Origin of the sequence: Psychrobacter okhotskensis, assembly GCF_965638355.1 — a bacterium.
GTDB classification, from domain to species: domain Bacteria; phylum Pseudomonadota; class Gammaproteobacteria; order Pseudomonadales; family Moraxellaceae; genus Psychrobacter; species Psychrobacter okhotskensis.
Genome location: NZ_OZ281822.1, coordinates 3,298,348 through 3,315,704, shown reverse-complemented (window position 1 = coordinate 3,315,704; position 17,357 = coordinate 3,298,348). Strand labels below are relative to the sequence as shown.

Genomic DNA, 17,357 nt, shown 5'->3' with positions numbered 1-17,357 from the left:
AACAAGTGACCGGCTATGGTCTGATATGCAAAGGTTTGATATGTAAAGTTCCGTATGGTTCATACAGCATGGCTGAATAAGTGCAGGCAACCCATACGGTTAGCAATACAAACATTTATATTTAAAAACAAATTAGGAGCAATTGATTATGGGTAAAGTAATTGGTATTGATTTAGGTACAACCAACTCATGTGTGGCAGTGATGGAAGGTGACAAGGTTAAAGTCATCGAAAATGCTGAAGGTACTCGTACTACACCATCGATCGTCGCCTATAAGGATGACGAAATTCTCGTTGGTCAGTCAGCCAAGCGTCAAGCCGTCACCAACCCAAACAATACTTTGTTTGCGATTAAGCGTCTGATTGGTCGTCGTTTTGATGACAAAGTCGTGCAAAAAGACATCGGCATGGTGCCTTACAAAATCGCCAAAGCAGACAACGGTGATGCATGGGTAGAAGTCAACGGCAAAAAACTAGCGCCACCACAGGTTTCTGCTGAAATCTTGAAAAAAATGAAAAAAACAGCTGAAGACTATCTTGGTGAAAGCGTGACTGAAGCAGTAGTAACGGTACCGGCTTACTTCAATGATTCACAGCGTCAAGCAACCAAAGATGCGGGTAAAATTGCTGGTCTTGATGTAAAACGTATCATCAACGAGCCAACAGCAGCGGCCCTTGCTTATGGCATGGACAAAAAGCAAGGCGACAGTACGGTTGCTGTATATGACTTAGGTGGTGGTACTTTTGACGTATCAATCATCGAAATCGCTGATGTCGATGGCGAGCAGCAGTTTGAAGTACTAGCAACCAACGGTGATACTTTCCTTGGTGGTGAAGACTTTGACTCAGCATTGATTGATTACTTAGTAGACGAGTTCAAAAAAGACCAAGACGTTAACCTAAAAGGTGACTCTCTTGCGATGCAGCGTCTAAAAGAAGCCGCAGAAAAAGCGAAAATTGAATTATCAAGTGCGCAAAGTACTGAAGTAAACTTGCCGTATATCACTGCTGATAGCAGTGGTCCTAAGCATTTGGTCGTGACTATCAGCCGCTCAAAACTTGAGAGCTTAACGGAAGCGCTAGTACAACGTACCATGGGTCCTTGTAAGATTGCCCTTGAAGATGCTGGTCTAAAAATCGGCGATGTCGATGACGTCATCTTAGTTGGTGGTCAGACTCGTATGCCATTAGTACAACAAAAAGTACAAGAGTTCTTCGGTCAAGAGCCACGTAAAGATGTGAACCCTGACGAAGCAGTCGCTGCTGGTGCGGCCATTCAAGGTGCGGTATTGTCTGGTGACAAAACTGATGTCCTATTGCTTGACGTAACGCCATTGACCCTTGGTATCGAAACAATGGGTGGTGTGATGACGCCAGTGATCGAGAAAAACACCATGATTCCTACTAAGAAATCACAGGTATTCTCAACCGCTGAAGACAACCAGCCAGCAGTAACCATTCAGGTGTATCAAGGTGAGCGTAAAATCGCCAACCAAAACAAACAGCTTGGTCGTTTTGACTTGACGGACATTCCACCTGCGCCACGTGGTCTACCGCAAATCGAAGTCACCTTTGACATCAACGCTGACGGTATCATGAACATCTCAGCAACGGACAAAGGTACTGGTAAAGCACAAAGTATCCAGATCAAAGCGGATTCTGGCTTGTCGGATGAAGAAGTTGAACAAATGGTTCGTGATGCAGAAGCCAACGCGGCTGAAGATGAGAAGTTCGCTAACCTAGCGCAAGTACGTAACGAAGCAGATGGTCGTATCCATGCGGTACAAAAAGCACTAAAAGAAGCTGCAGATAAAGTCACTGATGAAGAAAAGTCAACAGTAGAGACGGCTATCACTGAGCTTGAAGCAGCGGCAAAAGAAGACGACCATGATGACATCAAAGCCAAGCTTGAAGCGTTAGACAATGCTTTCTTGCCAGTCAGTCAGAAGATTTATGCTGATGCAGGCGCTGGCGCCGAAGGTATGGATCCAAGCCAGTTCCAACAAGGTGCTGACGGTGCAGCAGATAGCAGCCAAGCCGACGATGACGTAGTCGATGCTGAGTTCACTGAAGTAGACGAAGATAAAAAATAATACGGCTACTAACTAGTTAGATTAAAAAACGCATCCTTCGGGGTGCGTTTTTTTATGGCTATAATTTCTGTTTGTAGGGTCTGTTGAACATTCAAATATCCGCAATACCGTCGCGTTTTTAGGATATTTTGACTATATAGCTGATTTAGGGTTTAAACGCACTCACGGTCAGTACTTCATACGTCAAATTGACGCAAGGCTGGCCACCTTCGTTTTGTGCAGAAAAATGCTGCCAATAATCTGACTCAAACTGTTGTAAACGCGCTTTCGTCCATCTAAAAGGTTGCGTGTTCCTTGACGATACTTGCGTTTGACTGGTTGAGACACCCGTAAGTTTCATATGCTTCAACACAGCATAAGGGCTGATAAATGGTAAGTCGAAACGCTCAATTGAAAGCTCGATATGCTCAAAGCCAGCATTCGTTAATACTGACTGCCATTCAGTGATATCTGGGTAATCAAGGCCTTGACCCGTTAGCGCTTTAATTTGCAAAAAATTATTGGGCGTAAAGGTGCTGAAGAGTAGTTGACCTGAAGTCTGTAGACGGTGTGCTGATTGCGTGACAAAATTCAACGGATTATCAAACCACTGCACTGCATTGGCACTGACTATCAAACTGTGTATTCCTTCCAAGTCCATGGTTTCACCATCGCCAATCGCTATGTCAGCCGTTGGTAAAATTGATTGCAAGGTAGCTGCTTGTTCAGCGCATAATTCATTGATCAGCCAATGCTGACTTTGAACATGTTCAGCCAGTAGTCGTGTCATTTGACCGGTACCCGCACCGACTTCTAATACACTGCTTTGTTTGGTATGAGCAATGTTTTCTAGTAAATACTGACAGACTGTCTGCTGAATACTGGCATGCTGGTCATAGTCGCTGGCACTGGCAAAATGGCGAGCGATGATTTGTTTCCTAGCACTGAGGTCATTAGGTATGTCGAGTGTTTTCATACGGCTTATTACATCCAAGTAAGTCCATTATCGGTCGATAGTAGGACTGACATCTCGGTTAGATGACAGACTTATAATTGTTCTATCAACTGCTCGCAGTCTTCGTTGGTTAGTTTGGCATTCATGACCAAGCGAATACGAGCGGTGTTCGCAGGAACGGTAGGTGGTCTGATGGGCAGCGCGTAAAACCCTGCTGCTTGTAATTGTTGCGCTTTGGCAATAGCACGTCCATTATCGCCCAGTATATAGGGGATAATGGGTGAGTCGTAGCGGATATGTTGAGTGATTGGCGAGGTGTGATGTCGTTGTGCAATGGCTTGACTGAGCTTTACAGAGATCTGAGCCAAGTGGGCACGTTGGTCAATGAGGTTTGGCATTTTTGCTAAAATAAAGCGCGTCCAGGCGTGATTGATGGGCGGTAGGGCGGTGCTAAAAATCAGCGGACGCATGGTGTTAATGAGCCATTGCTTGACGATGTCATCGCACAGGATATAAGCGCCAACTGACGCAAACGCTTTACCAAAGGTACCGACCAAATAATCAATATCCGCCAACGTCTGTGTTTCTTCTGCGAGCCCCAATCCGGTATCTCCTAAGACACCAATGGCATGTGCCTCATCGACATACAACTCAATGCGGCTGTCTGCGGCTTTTAGTTGTACCAATTGCTGTAAGTCGGCACGGTCACCATCCATACTAAATATACTCTCGGTGACAATGATGATGCGTTCAACCGTCTCGTCTGCTTGTTCAATAAACTTGGCTAAATGCTCGTAATCGTTATGACGGTAACGACGATAGGTGACAAGTTTACTTTGGCTCAAGCGCATCCCATCGATAATGCTGGCATGCACTAGCTTGTCAGCCAAAATGAGTGTTTTGACTGGCAAAGTTGTTAATGCTGGCAAGATACCTAGGTTGGCGTGATAGCCACTATTTAAGACCAGCACCGACTTTGAATCGGTCAAACTCTGTTTTTCTATGGCGCTTTGATACCAATTTTGCAGTTCTTCTTCTAGGGCTTCTAACTGTATGTCGTTGCCTGTCAGTAGGCGTGAGGAGGTGGCACTCATTTTAGGTCGCTTCACCACTGGTAACTGTTGTATCTGCTCAAGGAACTCAGTTTGCAGCTCAGTATCACCACCCAAGCCTAAGTAGTCGTTACTGGCAATGTTCAGCAGTGTCTTGCCTTGGCTGACGACATAGCGCCCTTGATGTTCTAGGCTTGGCAAACAACGATATTGCTGCTGGGACTTCAAATGGATCAATGATTCGTGCAGCTGCGCCACTATAGAACTTGCCATATTGAAATATTCCTTCTTTTATTTTTGGCTTTTTGGCATGAATAGAGTGCTTGATGAGTAGGAAGTATTGCACAAATTGGCTACTTGTAACAAAAAGTTTCATATCTAAGCCTTTGTAACCCACACACTGATAAACACTTTCAAATCTTAACTTTCGTACCATTAAACACTGACAGAGTGTCTGAAATAGTTTGTTACTATGTATTCATCGTTAGCAGACAAGGCGATAGGGCCATAAGGCCAATATAAATAAATAACTTGTTTGTCCACATAAGTTGAAGGAGCTAATAATGAAAACTCTACAAAAAACTCTATTTGCACTAGCAGCTGGTTCTTTACTAACGGTCAGTGCACAAGCAGCGGTCTCTTATGGCAACGGTTATACCGGTCAACCATATGTAGGTGTCAAAGTCGGTCAGTTTGACTTAGACGTCGATAATGCTGATGACCCAACTGCTTATGGTGTATACGGTGGTTATAACTTCGATCCTAACTTTGGTATTGAAGCAGAATATATCGGCTCAGATGATGCTGATTACCGCAATGGCGACCTTGATGCCAAGACTTACGGCGCATACGGTACTTACCGTTATCAGTTTCCAAACACAGGCCTCTATGCCAAAGGTAAACTCGGTGTCGCCAAAACTGAAGTAGAAGGTGACTATACTGCTGGTCCAGTGAGAGTGTCAAACTCTACAAGTGACACAGGTATCGCTGGCGGTGTCGGTCTAGGCTACTCAGTAAACCCTGACTTCGGTATCGAAGCTGAATACGCGATGATGGACAGCGATGTTGATGCCAAGTTGCTAACCGTTGGTGCACATCTAAAGTTCTAATTCACAAAGTTTAAAGTTATAAAGTTTTAAGCCATCGGGCAGATGGCTGATTCATTATAAAAATAAGAGATAGCTATTCTTATGGTCGTCTCTTACCATCACAATCCATATAAAAGCAATTAATAAAAAAATCTTAGGAGAATACAATGAAAATTCTACAAAAAACATTACTCGCACTAGCCGCTGGTTCTTTAGTAAGCATGGGTGCACAAGCCGCCGTCTCTTATGGCAATGGTTATACTGGTCAACCATACGTAGGTGTTAAAGTCGGTCAGTTTGACCTAGACGTCGATGGCGCTGATGATCCAACCGCTTATGGTGTGTACGGTGGGTACAACTTTGATCCTAACTTCGGTATCGAAGCAGAGTATGTCGGCTCAGATGACGCTGACTACCGTGGCGGTGATATCGATGCTAAAAGCTACGGTGCGTACGGTACTTACCGTTACCAGTTCCCAAATACGGGCCTATATGCCAAAGGTAAATTAGGGGTTGCTAAAACTGAGATAGAGGGTGACTTTACCCGCAATGTTGGTAACACTGAAATCAGAACTGAGACTTACTCAGAAAGTGATACGAGTCTTGCTGGTGGTGTCGGTCTTGGTTATTCAGTCAACCCTAACTTTAGCGTAGAAGCTGAATATGATAAGTTAGGTAGCGATGCAGATCTTATGACAGTTGGTGCACATCTAAAATTCTAAATGCTTGCTAGTCAATTATAGAATAAAAAACGATCGCTTTGGCGGTCGTTTTTTTTGTACGAAAAAAATACGGTTGAAGTCACTAAAAAAGAATGCATTAAAAATAATCTTCTGCTAGAATCGCGAATTCAACAATAGTTCAGCTCACTTATGTGCTCTGTTATGTCCACTCAGGCTACATTTTAGTTTTATTTAATAGGAAGACAGATGAATACTTTACAAAAAGCTTTGATCGCATTATCAGTTGGTTCTTTAATGAGTATTAGTGCGCAAGCAGCCATCAACTATGCTGGTCAGCCATACGCTGGTGTAAAAGTTGGTAAGTTCTTGGTAGATGCTGATGATCTAGACGATCCTACTGCTTATGGAGTTTATGCTGGTTATAACTTTGATTCTAACTTTGGTGCTGAAATTGAGTATGTAGGCTCTAATGACGCTGATGTAGATACAGGTGTGAGTGGTATTAAAGGTGAATATGACCTTAAAACTTATGGTGCTTATGGTACTTACCGTTATCAATTCCCTAATACTGATATATACGCCAAAGGTAAACTAGGGTTTGCTAAAGCTGAGATTGATGTCTCTCTAAGCGACGCTTTTGGAAACTCTGATAGCGATAGTGATAGTGATAGTGGTGTCGCTGGTGGTATTGGTTTGGGTTATAACTTCAACCCTAACATGAGCATTGAAGCTGAATATGATTATGTTGCTGAAGATGTTACGCTATTAACTATTGGTGCAAATTATAAATTCTAGTATAAATCTATAATTTTAACTTTGATATTTATAGAGTTGAATCAGTTAAACAAAAAAACGATCACATATGTGGTCGTTTTTTTTGTTTCAGGCTTTCATGAGCACTTATTGAGCTTTTGTTTCTACTCAGGGAAGCGGTAGCAGTATATTAATGATTTTTAAGGCATTATCACGCTAGAAATGTGCTACATTGAAAGCTAGAATGACAAAGACAGGGAATATATCAATGATGGAGACTCTCTGGATGATTGAACCGTGGCATTGGCTGGTATTGGGTTTTGTGCTGCTGATTGTTGAGATGTTCGTTCCGACATTTGCCAGCCTTTGGTTTGGCGCTGCTGCTATCATCGTCGCGGCACTGTCGTGGCTATTACCTATTTCGTTAACTATCCAGATTGTGATTTGGCTGATACTTTCTGCGGTGTTTTTATTGGCATGGTTTAAATTTATTAAACCTCTGTCAGTGGATCGTACCAAAGCGGGATTGGGTGGCAGCGTCATTATCGGTGAGACCGGTATGATTATCGTGCCACCGCAGCCTGAGAGAGCGGGCATGGTACGGTTTAGTGTGCCTATCGTTGGGGCCGCTGAATGGATGTGCCGCACGCAAGGAGAACAAGTGGCCGTCGGTGATCGGGTAATCGTGACCGATATCGTTGGTAATGAATTGGTTGTCAGTAGTATGAAGTCGCAGGCAGCGATATCTAAGAGTACGCAAATATAATAACAGGGGTGGAATGTGGAAAGTTTTAGTATTGTCATGATCGTTTTGATCGCGCTGGTAGTGTTTACCGTATTTAAAGGCGTGCGGATCGTACCGCAGGGGTATAAGTGGGTCGTGCAGCGTCTCGGTAAATATAGCCAAACCCTAGAGCCTGGACTCAATATTATTATTCCTTATGTCGATAATGTCGCTTATAAAGTGACCACCAAAGACATCGTGCTCGACATTCCCTCACAAGAAGTGATTACCCGTGATAACGTGGTTATTATCGCGAACGCTGTCGCTTATATTAATATTGTGCGCCCTGATAAGGCAGTATATGGTATCGAAGATTATGAATATGGTATTCGTAATTTGGTGCAGACGTCTTTGCGTTCCATCATCGGTGAGATGGATTTGGATAGTGCATTATCTAGCCGTGATGAAATCAAAACCAAGCTAAAGCATGCCATCTCAGAAGATATTGCAGATTGGGGTATTACCCTAAAAACCGTAGAGATTCAAGATATTAACCCATCGCAAACCATGCAAGCGTCAATGGAAGAGCAAGCGGCGGCAGAGCGCCTACGTCGTGCGACAGTGACCCGTGCTGATGGTCAAAAGCAAGCCGCTATCCTAGAGGCAGACGGTCGCCTAGAAGCCTCACGCCGTGATGCTGAAGCGCAGGTAGTACTGGCAAAAGGGTCAGAGGAGTCGATTCGTTTGATTACCGCGGCAATGGGCACAGAAGAGATGCCAATTGTCTATTTACTCGGTGAGCAATATATCAAGTCGATTCGTCAGTTAGCTGAATCTAACAATGCAAAAATGGTGGTATTACCGGCTGACATCCTCAGTACAGTCAAAGGGATGGTAGGCGATAAGCTTAAGGTTTAGTGCTTAAATTATGAATCATATCATTCAAGCTTAAGCTTGGTAGTTAACAGCCTTTATGCTAAACCAAAAAAAGACCTCGCTTGAGGTCTTTTTTATTGCTCATAATCAACTCAAGAACCAGTCTAGTTAGATAACTTTAGAAAAGCGATTTTGCTGCTTATTTGTCAGATACTCATCAAACACCATCGCGACGTTGCGACCAAGCAGGCGACCTTTTGGTAAGACTCGAATTCCAGCAGCATCCATATCGACGAGCTTATCGTCTTGCATCTCACCCAATTGCTGAATCTCATCAATGAAGTAAGTAATCGCATCGATACCGAATTTCTGATTCACGTCTTTAAAGTCGATATAGTCATGACAGAGTAGCTTCATAATCACATATTCACGCAAGCGATCTTTAACCGATGTCTTGATAACTTTTACTGCTGGCATGACAGCAAGATTGCTTTTTGCCGCATCGATATTGGCTTGATATGCTTGTAAGTCTGTCTCATTTTGCAAAATGTAACGGGTATTGGCATTGGCAATTTGACTGATGGATGAGACGCCAAAGCCTATCAAATCGCAGTCACCCATGATGGTATAGCCTTGAAAGTTACGATGTAGCTTACCTTCGCGCTGCGCTATGGCTAACTCGTCATCAGGCTTAGCAAAGTGATCAATACCGATATATTGATAGCCCGCCTCGGTCAGCGTATTGATGGTATTGCCGAGCATCCCAAGCTTAGCCGCTGGCTCTGGCAGGTCTGCTTCTTTGATTTGACGCTGGGCCTTAAAGCGTTCTGGCAGATGCGCGTAGTTAAAGACTGATAGACGATCTGGTGACATCTCGATGATGCGGCGTACGGTTTTATCCAAGGTCGCAGGCGTTTGATGCGGTAGGCCATAAATCAGATCCACATTGATAGAATGAAAACCAAGCTCTCGCGCTTCAGTGAGCACATTTTCGATCATTTCTGCCGAATGCACGCGATTGACCGCGATTTGTACCGTTTCGTCCAAGTCTTGCACCCCTAAGCTGATGCGATTAAAACCAAGATTGCGTAGCGTTTTTAAGGTGTCATCACCCAGCTCGCGCGGGTCAATTTCAATAGAGTAGTCGCCTTCATCTTCAGGTAAGAATTCAAATTGTGTCTGCAAAAACGCCCACAGTTGACTCATCTCTTCATCACGTAAAAATGTCGGCGTGCCACCACCCAAATGCAGCTGCTTAACGAGTGGTTTACTGCTGCCCTCTGGCGTGGTCAATAAGTGTCGTTTGTGCTTAATTTCCGCGATGAGATATTGCAGATAATCGCCTGAGTCGCTGTTTTTTTTAGTGATAATTTTATTGCAAGCACAGTAATAGCAAAGATGGCGACAGAATGGAATATGAAAATAGAGCGATAATGGCGCGCGCGCTTCACGATTCTGCAGAATTTTTATTTCTAAGTCATCAGGGATTGGGGAGAACTCTAAAGCAGTCGGATAAGAGGTGTAACGAGGCCCTGAACGATTGTATTTATTAATAATCGCTTCATCAAATGCAGGTAGCTGCTTGGTCATAATACTGCCGCGCGTACTGGCATAAGGGTTGTCTGGCTGCATAACAGGGCGTGTGGTCGTCGGCTGCTCTCCGGCACGATTATAAGGTTGCTCAGTGTTTGGTTCGGTATATTCTGTCATGCGGCATTCCTCGTGTTGACCATATATATTGCTGTTTATTTATCACAAAGTGCACAGCCATATTTATGTCTAAATAGATAGACGCTAGTATAGCAAATCCTTGTGAACAGTAGGGTGTTTGACCCTTGTTAATCTTCTTAAGATTTCGTTGTTGTCTATTCATTGTTTTCTAAAAAGACCGTTAGTTTCTGCCGCTCACTGGCTGTTAACTCGTCAGCGATATCTATCAAAAATACCTGTTTTAGCTGCATTAATACTTCGTCTACGCTTGTCAAAATGCTACTTTTACTGGGTTTGCCCACTTGATGTCGCTGATATTTATGGTTCAATAGAGTATGCCTTACGCCGTCATTATCAAGCCTTGAAGCCATAAGTCTGCGTTTAAAAGGGGAGTTAGGGTAAGTGGAGATATACCAACTGCCGACCACCATATCTATTTTAATTTGTGGTAATAAGTCAAAGACGTAGAGCATCTGCCATTCTGACTTAACCTCACAACATAAGAGGTAGCGTTCATAGTTTACTTGGGCATGTGGCAATATGGGATTTTCGATTTGATTTTCAAAACTGTTGTCTTTGATGATTTTATAACGACCATGCGGTGTGGTTTGTATCTGCGAAGCATTTTGACTGTCGTTATTTTTTTGATTAGTGTCTTCTTGGTTATAAGTGAACAGCAACGGCGCGCTGGGCACTAGGCCACCATAACCCACATCAACCAAATAGTTTTGGCCATCGATGCTCACCATAATGGCCATGTGCGTGCGAGCATTGTGCCTCTCAAGCTGATTGTTGATGGTCACTACCCCAGTAATGATTCTCGCCTCATAACCCAAGTGGCGCAGCAGCGCCAAAAATAAGCCATTAAGCTCATAACAGTATCCGCCAGCACGGCGCTCAATGAGCTTGTCATAGATTGAGCGGTCTTCTAAATCAACGGGTCGGTCTACAAGGGTGGTTAAACTTTGAAACGGAAACTGGGTTAAATGCGTAAGCTGTAGGCGTTTTAGGTGTTCTAAGTCGGGTATGATTGGCTGATCAATCTCTGATGCTGTAAACCCAAGTTGTTGCAGATAATGGCTGTAATTAATATTGGTCATAAATAATCCTAGCGTAGTTTCTTTTAAGGAATATCTTCATTTAGATGGCTACAGTGAATGAAAAGTAATATCGATACATCAGGCACTGCTGACATCCATTTTTCTTGCTTGCTGTGCCTGTGTAGACAGAGGCTACAAAAAATTGATATCAGCAATACCGTCGCGTTTTTAGGATGTTTTGACTATATATTTAGATGATTATAGATTGAACTGAAAACATACCCCCGAATAATATTAGCAAAAAACCCCAGAATTTATCTGAGGTCTTGTGTATACGTTTACCGATAGTTACTGCAAATGATCCTCAGATTATTCTCTTAATTCAATCTTATCACCAACTGCTTGCGCGGATATCTCGCCAGCACTAAAGGGGACACGAATCCAATCTTTGGCAGAGTAGCGACGCGTCTGATCACGGTGATAAGGCCGCGTGCTATCTGCTGATTGTGAGTACGCTAATAACGCTTCTACGATCGGTCCTTTGTCATCAAAGGTCACTGTCTGCATATAGGTGGGGCCATTAATAATGGGGCCGTAAGTACCGTCACTGTTTGTTGTGGTTGTCGTCTTAACGCCATTTCTAATGATTTCTCTACCTCGAGACTGTGCGACATTGAAAGCCCCTTCACGACCAAGTCCGCCATGCATAGAGATTTTTTCGTTACTCTTACCGGCATCAATCACGTACTGCAAATCAGCCAAACTTGCATCGAGGGCTATGTTTTTGCTAGTAAAGTAAGCAATCGAATCACCTAGGGCGGTACGCGTATTTTCGTTAATGATGAGATCGCGTGGCGTATTGACGGGGTCGTTGACGTCGAATTTGACCTCAAATGCGGTGTCAGTGGTTTCGATGAAGTTGACATTGTTCCAGAACTCTCTAAAGACGTGTGCACCTTTGCTATCAAGGTTGTCACGGCGGTCCCAGTTGCTTAAAACCGTACAGGCTTGCGTGGCATCGATACTGCCGCCACTGGATAGCGGTAACATAGCGTTGTCATTACAATCTGCCAATACATCATCGAGTACCAGCTCCGCCACGTAGCTACGGTTGCCATAGACGACTTCTTGCATATTTTCCAGATTAAAAGTATTGCCGCCAAGCTCGTCTTTATTGCTTAGTCGATCCAATATTTGAGTAAGTCCCATGCGAGTACGCATCAGTAGGGGAACGCCATCTACGGGATTAGGCCCTAAGAAAGGTACTAAACGCCGACGTAATAATGGCGAGAATCCGGTCAATGGCTCCTCAGGATTGCTCAACCAGTAGCTGTCATTTGAGTTTTCGACATAGTCATCACGAATCAAAAATGGCAAGTTTGAGCGACCAAAAATACCCGCTTGTGGCGAGTCCGCATCAGTGCCCCATTCGCAGGCAGCATCGCTACCGTTTAGTGCTGGCAAGTCTGCTGCGACCAAAGCCCCAAGGAAAGGCCCTGCATTGGCACTACAGGCTTCTAGCTGCTCTTTAGTCACATGCGGCACGGTTGAGATATCAGCATAGAGCGCCTTGCCGTAACGGTCAGTCGCGATGGTATTGACGAACCCAAGACCAAGGGTGTCCTGCATTCTATCGACCAGATCTTCTACACTAGTGGCTTGGTTCATACTGCGCCATTGATTTAACGCACGTGGATTTTCTGAAGCGGCATCGCGAATCGTATAAGCCAGATTGTTAGCGCCCCACGTTGGCAAAAGATCACTAAGGGTATTGGCCGCTAGCATAGGTCCATATTGTGATAAGTATATGGGTCGGACTAGGGTCTGATCATCAGGGAGCTGGATGGTCACATCAACGGCTTCAATATCACGCTGCTCAAGGGCACCATCACTGTTTTTATAGATATACTTCATCGGATCACCAGCCACCAGATTGAGCTGGTAAAGGGTGAAGCGTTTGGCGGTAGAGACGGTATGGCTCCACGCGACGTCCTTATTAAAACCAATATTAGGGAAGGGTTGACCTTGCTGACCGACCCCCATCACGTCAAGCTTGCCTGGCATTGTTAAATGAAACTCATAAAACCGCTGAACGCCTTCCCATGGCTCATGAGGATTGCCATACATTACGCCACTGTCAGTGCCGGTGACCTCGCTACCAAAGGCATAAGCATTACTACCACCATCCATCACATTAATCGTCGTCATATCGAATTTTGGCGCGGATTCTACGACTGGATCTATGTTAGCGCTACGCATTCTAGAGCTGCCCATTACGCTATTTTCTACCGGCGGTGTCGCGGCCACAATCGCGCCGACGAAGTTAGAAAGCCCACCGCGTAGATTGGCTTTGCCATAAAGTGTGAGCAGATCATTGATATCGATTTCGCGTACCCACTCGGCACCCGCACAATCGGGATCAATATTGTCAACGCCTGTATCACGCAGATAGCGACTATAACCTGCCGCATAGCCTGTTACAGCATCGATAACCTCTGGATCTTGCGCCGCTAAAAAACTGCTGCGCCTCTCTGGAGAGTTATACCAGGTATAAAATACATCGCTGGCCATATTGCCTTCATCGCCCAAATACAGCATGCTCTGACCACTACGATTTCATGTGCGAGCGAGCAGATATTATCTTCAGCGAAAGCATAGCCGACACCATAACCCAGCCCCTTATAATCCTTGGCAGTAATATGGGGGATACCAAACTGGGTACGCTGAATATCGGCCTCATATGTCGCGGCAGGGGTATCGATATCGTCATCGTTAAAGCTATTGTCATTATCCGAGCAGCCGAATAACGCTAAGGACACGGCCATTGTGAGTAGCGTGAGCGTGGGCGCTCGCTGATTTCTAATCAATATATTCATTGTTTTCACCATCCATGGTTAGTTTTTACGATTTAAGGCGCTGATAATCCATTTATCTAGCATGCTTTAAACGCTCAATAAATTGCTATTGTTGCTTTTAGTGTACAAATACTCACTAATCATATACCCAAAAGAAAACACTTTGGTAGTCAGTTAACAAAATTATTTGTCAGACAAAAATAAAAGTTAATAATTATTTTATTCTTTTAAATCATAGTGTTAATAATTAAAAAACCAATAGGTGAAATTTATTAAAAAATAAAAGCGTGAAATAGCTAATCAATATCTCGATATTATCTGCGCTGTTTTCCTTGTTTGACTGTAATTTACCTCCTTTTTATCACTATTTTTAAAATGAGGGCACGGTCTAGGATGCGTACTAGAAAATAGACGTTTAGCAGCAATCAAGCCATTCGAATGATAAAAAACACGACATTTGCGCGTTGATAAATAATGCTCTATTATCAATAGCTCCCTGTATCAGGAAACGCTGATGTCGTTTGCCCAAGTCTATACCCGTTCAGTCGTCGGTTTGCATGCGCCAAAAGTCATTATTGAGGTGCATTTGTCACAAGGCTTGCCCGCATTGACCATCGTCGGTCTGCCAGAAGCTGCTGTGCGCGAGAGTAAAGATAGAGTGCGCTCAGCGATTCTTAATTCTGGATTTCAGTTTCCCAATCGTCGCCTGACGATTAATCTAGCACCAGCAGACCTGCCAAAAGATGGCGCACGGCTGGATTTGCCTATTGCTATTGGCATCTTGGCAGCCAGCGATCAGTTGGATCCAGAGGTACTAGCAGGGTTTGAGTTTATCGGTGAGCTTGCATTAAATGGAAATTTGCGGCAAGTCACTGGCAGCTTGGCCGTTGCTAGAGCCATAAAGGCGGAAGTGTTGGCGTCCAAAGTATTACAGACAGCAGATAATGATGAATCAGAATTGACGGAGCAGGATAAAGAACCACAAACGCCGCAGTTAATCGTGCCGCTCGATAATGGTGCTGAAGCTAGCCGTGTCGAGGGTGTAGAGATATTGGCAGCGGATAGTCTAAAAGCCGTTTGCGATCATCTGCAATCTTTGACCAATCCAAATGCTACTTATGAGCGCTTAGCGATTGTACCGCCAGCTGCGATAGAAAAACACACGGGTTATAAAGTGGACTTGGCTGATGTCAAAGGCCAACATCATGCGAGGCGAGCCTTAGAGATTGCCGCTGCTGGTGGACATTCGCTGTTGTTTACAGGCCCTCCCGGTTCAGGTAAGACGTTGATGGCCTCGCGGCTACCGACTATTTTGCCAGATTTGAGTGCTGAGGATGCGTTAGAAGTTGCTAGCACCTATTCGGTCGCAGACAGTGATTATGATTATGGGACAAGGCCATTTCGCCAAGTTCATCACACCATATCAGCCGTGGCTTTGGTCGGTGGTGGCTCACGTCCCAAACCGGGTGAGATTACCCTTGCCAATAAAGGCGTGTTATTCCTTGACGAATTACCGGAGTTTGATCGTACTGTGTTGGAGGTGCTGCGCCAACCATTAGAGGCGAAGCAAATTACCATCAGTCGTGCCAACTCGCAGATGACCTTTCCAGCCAACTTTCAATTGGTGGCAGCGATGAACCCGTGCCCATGTGGCTATGATGGTGACGGCTCAGCAAGATGTCGTTGTCGTCCCGAGCAGATTAAGCGCTATCAAGATAAGCTATCAGGCCCATTACTCGATCGCATTGATTTGCATATTACTGTGCCGGCGCTACCTATCGCCGACTTGCAAAATGCTCAAGCGGGTGAAACCTCCGAGCAAGTGCGAATTCGGGTCGCTGCCGCCCACAAACATCAATTAAAGCGGCAAAAAAAGGTCAATAATGAGCTAAGTCCTAGCGAGATTGATCAATATATTCAACTAGGAGAGGGCGAGCAGCAGTTATTGCAGTTGGCTCAGCAACGCTTGAATTTATCTGCTCGTGGTTATCATCGAGTTTTGCGCGTTGCTCGTACCATCGCAGACCTCGCTGACAGTACCGATATCACAAGTGCCCATGTGTCTGAAGCATTGAGCTATCGTAGTAAGTAGCTGGCGTGATGTTCAGTAATTTATCATTTATCCTTGTAAAAGATAATCAACCAGTGTGGCAAAGTCATCAAACGCTGCGGTAGGATTGAGCTCACGAATATCCTGCCCATAGTTATAACCATAAGACAGTCCAAGAGTGTCCATATTAGCGTTTTGTCCTGCCAATATATCGTTTCTTGAGTCACCAATCATGACTGCTTGTGCTGGAGTTACATCTAAAGCGTCGCAAACATGCAGTAGCGGCGCGGGGTCTGGTTTTTTAACAGCTAGACTATCACCGCCCAGCACTTCAGCAAACAAATCCTGCCAGCCAAAGGATTGTAATATTTTGGGAACAAAGCGAATCGGCTTGTTGGTCACTAATGCCAACGTATAGCCTGCATCTTTCAGCTTCTTTAGTCCGCTATCGACATATGGGTAGGCAACAGTTTTGCTACCGCTAATATTATTGTAAGCCTCAAAAAATACCTGCTCGGCATGATCAGCTTCCTCGACCGTCAACTCACCTTCTAACACCTCTACCTTACCCACCATCGCGCGCTCGACCAGCATTCTTGAGCCATTGCCGACCCAATTACGTATGCTGTCAATAGGGTAGGTCTCTTTGCCGAGCGTGGTCAGCATCGCATTGGTCGCATCAGCCAAATCTGGTACGCTATCGATTAAAGTGCCGTCGAAATCAAAAATTAAAAGTTGCTTATCCATTATTCCTCACTATTGAAAGTCGTTATATTTATTATGTTTGGTATATCGTGCCATACCTTAGCACAGTAGTGTTTTGAGACCAGTCAATTTAGTTATTTACTGTTCTTAATATCATAAACATCAGCAGTCACTCGATATCTTTGTAGCGTTCACGATGCTCTTTTTTCATTTTTAGATACTCTTTGTTCTCGCGGCACTCATCCCATTTTTGTTTAAAAATACGCGCGGACTCTGCTTTAATCGGATCTTCCTCTTGCCGTGGTAGCTCTGCACGACCATGTGCGCCGCTTTGGCCTTTTTTATCATCAGGTACTGGGCCTTTATATTTTTTACCGCCTTTATGATTGGCATAGCGACGGGCGCGGGTATAACCCATTTGGATAAATTTGCGCGCCATATCGGCACCGACAAAGTCATCGGCAGCCAGATAATCTAAAAACATTTGATAAATTGTCTCGCTGCTTTCAGTTGCAATATCAGGCGTGGCGAAGCGCCAGTGCGGCAGTATCTCAGACTTATAAGGCTCTACCAATAATACGCCTTGCTCACCGCGACCGACGCGATACAGCTCAGGCTGCGCCCGCAAGTCTAGGTTTTTATAATCCAAATCATAATCAAACTCTCTCATCGCTTATCCCTATTAGCATTTATCTGTCTTATTTAGCATTATCATTGCTATCGAGTATACTGAGCACTGCCGTCTAAAAAACAGCACAGAAATGTTATGCAACCGTGACAGTAAGCGTTTAGCAT

15 protein-coding genes are annotated in these 17,357 nt (G+C 44.4%); 7 read left to right on the top strand and 8 right to left on the bottom strand.

What is annotated here, in order from left to right:
• The first annotated feature begins 148 nt into the window (after window positions 1–148).
• A complete protein-coding gene (gene dnaK, locus ACSUPM_RS13810; protein ID WP_025651966.1) occupies window positions 149–2,092 on the top strand; it encodes a molecular chaperone DnaK in 1,944 nt (647 codons plus the stop codon).
• A 145-nt stretch (window positions 2,093–2,237) separates the two neighbouring features.
• Here dnaK and ACSUPM_RS13805 read toward each other — a convergent pair whose 3' ends face one another.
• Both ACSUPM_RS13805 and ACSUPM_RS13800 read right to left on the bottom strand, forming a co-directional pair.
• On the bottom strand, window positions 2,238–3,047 hold the full coding sequence (locus ACSUPM_RS13805; protein ID WP_201566658.1) for a methyltransferase domain-containing protein: 810 nt from the start codon (window positions 3,045–3,047) through the stop codon (window positions 2,238–2,240).
• Between the two features lie 71 nt (window positions 3,048–3,118).
• Window positions 3,119–4,351: an 8-amino-7-oxononanoate synthase gene (locus tag ACSUPM_RS13800; protein ID WP_436880033.1), complete on the bottom strand. Its 1,233-nt coding sequence runs from the start codon at window positions 4,349–4,351 to the stop codon at window positions 3,119–3,121.
• Window positions 4,352–4,641: 290 nt separating this feature from the next.
• Between ACSUPM_RS13800 and ACSUPM_RS13795 the strand changes: the two genes are divergently transcribed.
• From ACSUPM_RS13795 to ACSUPM_RS13775, 5 genes are all read left to right on the top strand, one after another.
• Entirely contained in the window at window positions 4,642–5,187 is a 546-nt protein-coding gene (locus tag ACSUPM_RS13795) for a porin family protein (RefSeq protein ID WP_025651963.1), read from the top strand.
• Between the two features lie 146 nt (window positions 5,188–5,333).
• Window positions 5,334–5,888: a porin family protein gene (locus tag ACSUPM_RS13790; protein WP_025651962.1), complete on the top strand. Its 555-nt coding sequence runs from the start codon at window positions 5,334–5,336 to the stop codon at window positions 5,886–5,888.
• A 207-nt stretch (window positions 5,889–6,095) separates the two neighbouring features.
• Window positions 6,096–6,644: a porin family protein gene (locus ACSUPM_RS13785; protein WP_201577672.1), complete on the top strand. Its 549-nt coding sequence runs from the start codon at window positions 6,096–6,098 to the stop codon at window positions 6,642–6,644.
• Window positions 6,645–6,870: 226 nt separating this feature from the next.
• Window positions 6,871–7,368 carry an NfeD family protein gene (locus ACSUPM_RS13780; protein ID WP_201577675.1) on the top strand — a complete coding sequence of 166 codons (498 nt, stop codon included), beginning with the start codon at window positions 6,871–6,873 and terminating at the stop codon, window positions 7,366–7,368.
• 36 nt (window positions 7,369–7,404) lie between these two features.
• On the top strand, window positions 7,405–8,244 hold the full coding sequence (locus ACSUPM_RS13775) for an SPFH domain-containing protein (protein ID WP_413786533.1): 840 nt from the start codon (window positions 7,405–7,407) through the stop codon (window positions 8,242–8,244).
• A gap of 126 nt (window positions 8,245–8,370) precedes the next feature.
• On the opposite strand, the gene hemN is transcribed toward ACSUPM_RS13775, so the two are convergent.
• The 4 genes from hemN to ACSUPM_RS13755 form a co-directional block, all read right to left on the bottom strand.
• Window positions 8,371–9,912, bottom strand: coding sequence for an oxygen-independent coproporphyrinogen III oxidase (gene hemN / locus ACSUPM_RS13770; protein ID WP_201577681.1), 1,542 nt, complete (start codon window positions 9,910–9,912; stop codon window positions 8,371–8,373).
• A 155-nt stretch (window positions 9,913–10,067) separates the two neighbouring features.
• Complete coding sequence (locus tag ACSUPM_RS13765) at window positions 10,068–11,012, bottom strand: arylamine N-acetyltransferase family protein (RefSeq protein ID WP_101211860.1); 945 nt, start codon at window positions 11,010–11,012, stop codon at window positions 10,068–10,070.
• Window positions 11,013–11,321: 309 nt separating this feature from the next.
• Window positions 11,322–13,523: a penicillin acylase family protein gene (locus ACSUPM_RS13760; protein ID WP_436880032.1), complete on the bottom strand. Its 2,202-nt coding sequence runs from the start codon at window positions 13,521–13,523 to the stop codon at window positions 11,322–11,324.
• Complete coding sequence (locus ACSUPM_RS13755; protein WP_265088745.1) at window positions 13,463–13,828, bottom strand: penicillin acylase family protein; 366 nt, start codon at window positions 13,826–13,828, stop codon at window positions 13,463–13,465. Before ACSUPM_RS13755 ends, ACSUPM_RS13760 begins: the two co-directional genes overlap by 61 nt.
• A 493-nt stretch (window positions 13,829–14,321) precedes the next feature.
• Between ACSUPM_RS13755 and ACSUPM_RS13750 the strand changes: the two genes are divergently transcribed.
• Complete coding sequence (locus tag ACSUPM_RS13750) at window positions 14,322–15,899, top strand: YifB family Mg chelatase-like AAA ATPase (protein ID WP_101211858.1); 1,578 nt, start codon at window positions 14,322–14,324, stop codon at window positions 15,897–15,899.
• Between the two features lie 27 nt (window positions 15,900–15,926).
• On the opposite strand, the gene ACSUPM_RS13745 is transcribed toward ACSUPM_RS13750, so the two are convergent.
• On the bottom strand, window positions 15,927–16,604 hold the full coding sequence (locus tag ACSUPM_RS13745) for a phosphoglycolate phosphatase (protein ID WP_025651955.1): 678 nt from the start codon (window positions 16,602–16,604) through the stop codon (window positions 15,927–15,929).
• A 127-nt stretch (window positions 16,605–16,731) separates the two neighbouring features.
• A complete protein-coding gene (locus ACSUPM_RS13740; RefSeq protein WP_201577890.1) occupies window positions 16,732–17,232 on the bottom strand; it encodes a DUF4385 domain-containing protein in 501 nt (166 codons plus the stop codon).
• Between the last annotated feature and the right edge of the window lie 125 nt (window positions 17,233–17,357).

What these genes read in the sequence shown, in the direction of transcription:
- ACSUPM_RS13790 (WP_025651962.1), top strand. Translation starts at nt 5,334, where the DNA reads ATGAAAATTCTACAAAAAACATTACTCGCACTAGCCGCTGGTTCTTTA.
- ACSUPM_RS13805 (WP_201566658.1), bottom strand. Translation starts at nt 3,047, where the DNA reads ATGAAAACACTCGACATACCTAATGACCTCAGTGCTAGGAAACAAATC.
- ACSUPM_RS13745 (WP_025651955.1), bottom strand. Translation starts at nt 16,604, where the DNA reads ATGGATAAGCAACTTTTAATTTTTGATTTCGACGGCACTTTAATCGAT.
- ACSUPM_RS13785 (WP_201577672.1), top strand. Translation starts at nt 6,096, where the DNA reads ATGAATACTTTACAAAAAGCTTTGATCGCATTATCAGTTGGTTCTTTA.
- hemN (WP_201577681.1), bottom strand. Translation starts at nt 9,912, where the DNA reads ATGACAGAATATACCGAACCAAACACTGAGCAACCTTATAATCGTGCC.
- ACSUPM_RS13795 (WP_025651963.1), top strand. Translation starts at nt 4,642, where the DNA reads ATGAAAACTCTACAAAAAACTCTATTTGCACTAGCAGCTGGTTCTTTA.
- dnaK (WP_025651966.1), top strand. Translation starts at nt 149, where the DNA reads ATGGGTAAAGTAATTGGTATTGATTTAGGTACAACCAACTCATGTGTG.
- ACSUPM_RS13800 (WP_436880033.1), bottom strand. Translation starts at nt 4,351, where the DNA reads ATGGCAAGTTCTATAGTGGCGCAGCTGCACGAATCATTGATCCATTTG.
- ACSUPM_RS13740 (WP_201577890.1), bottom strand. Translation starts at nt 17,232, where the DNA reads ATGAGAGAGTTTGATTATGATTTGGATTATAAAAACCTAGACTTGCGG.
- ACSUPM_RS13760 (WP_436880032.1), bottom strand. Translation starts at nt 13,523, where the DNA reads ATGGCCAGCGATGTATTTTATACCTGGTATAACTCTCCAGAGAGGCGC.
- ACSUPM_RS13750 (WP_101211858.1), top strand. Translation starts at nt 14,322, where the DNA reads ATGTCGTTTGCCCAAGTCTATACCCGTTCAGTCGTCGGTTTGCATGCG.
- ACSUPM_RS13780 (WP_201577675.1), top strand. Translation starts at nt 6,871, where the DNA reads ATGATGGAGACTCTCTGGATGATTGAACCGTGGCATTGGCTGGTATTG.
- ACSUPM_RS13775 (WP_413786533.1), top strand. Translation starts at nt 7,405, where the DNA reads ATGATCGTTTTGATCGCGCTGGTAGTGTTTACCGTATTTAAAGGCGTG.
- ACSUPM_RS13765 (WP_101211860.1), bottom strand. Translation starts at nt 11,012, where the DNA reads ATGACCAATATTAATTACAGCCATTATCTGCAACAACTTGGGTTTACA.
- ACSUPM_RS13755 (WP_265088745.1), bottom strand. Translation starts at nt 13,828, where the DNA reads ATGAATATATTGATTAGAAATCAGCGAGCGCCCACGCTCACGCTACTC.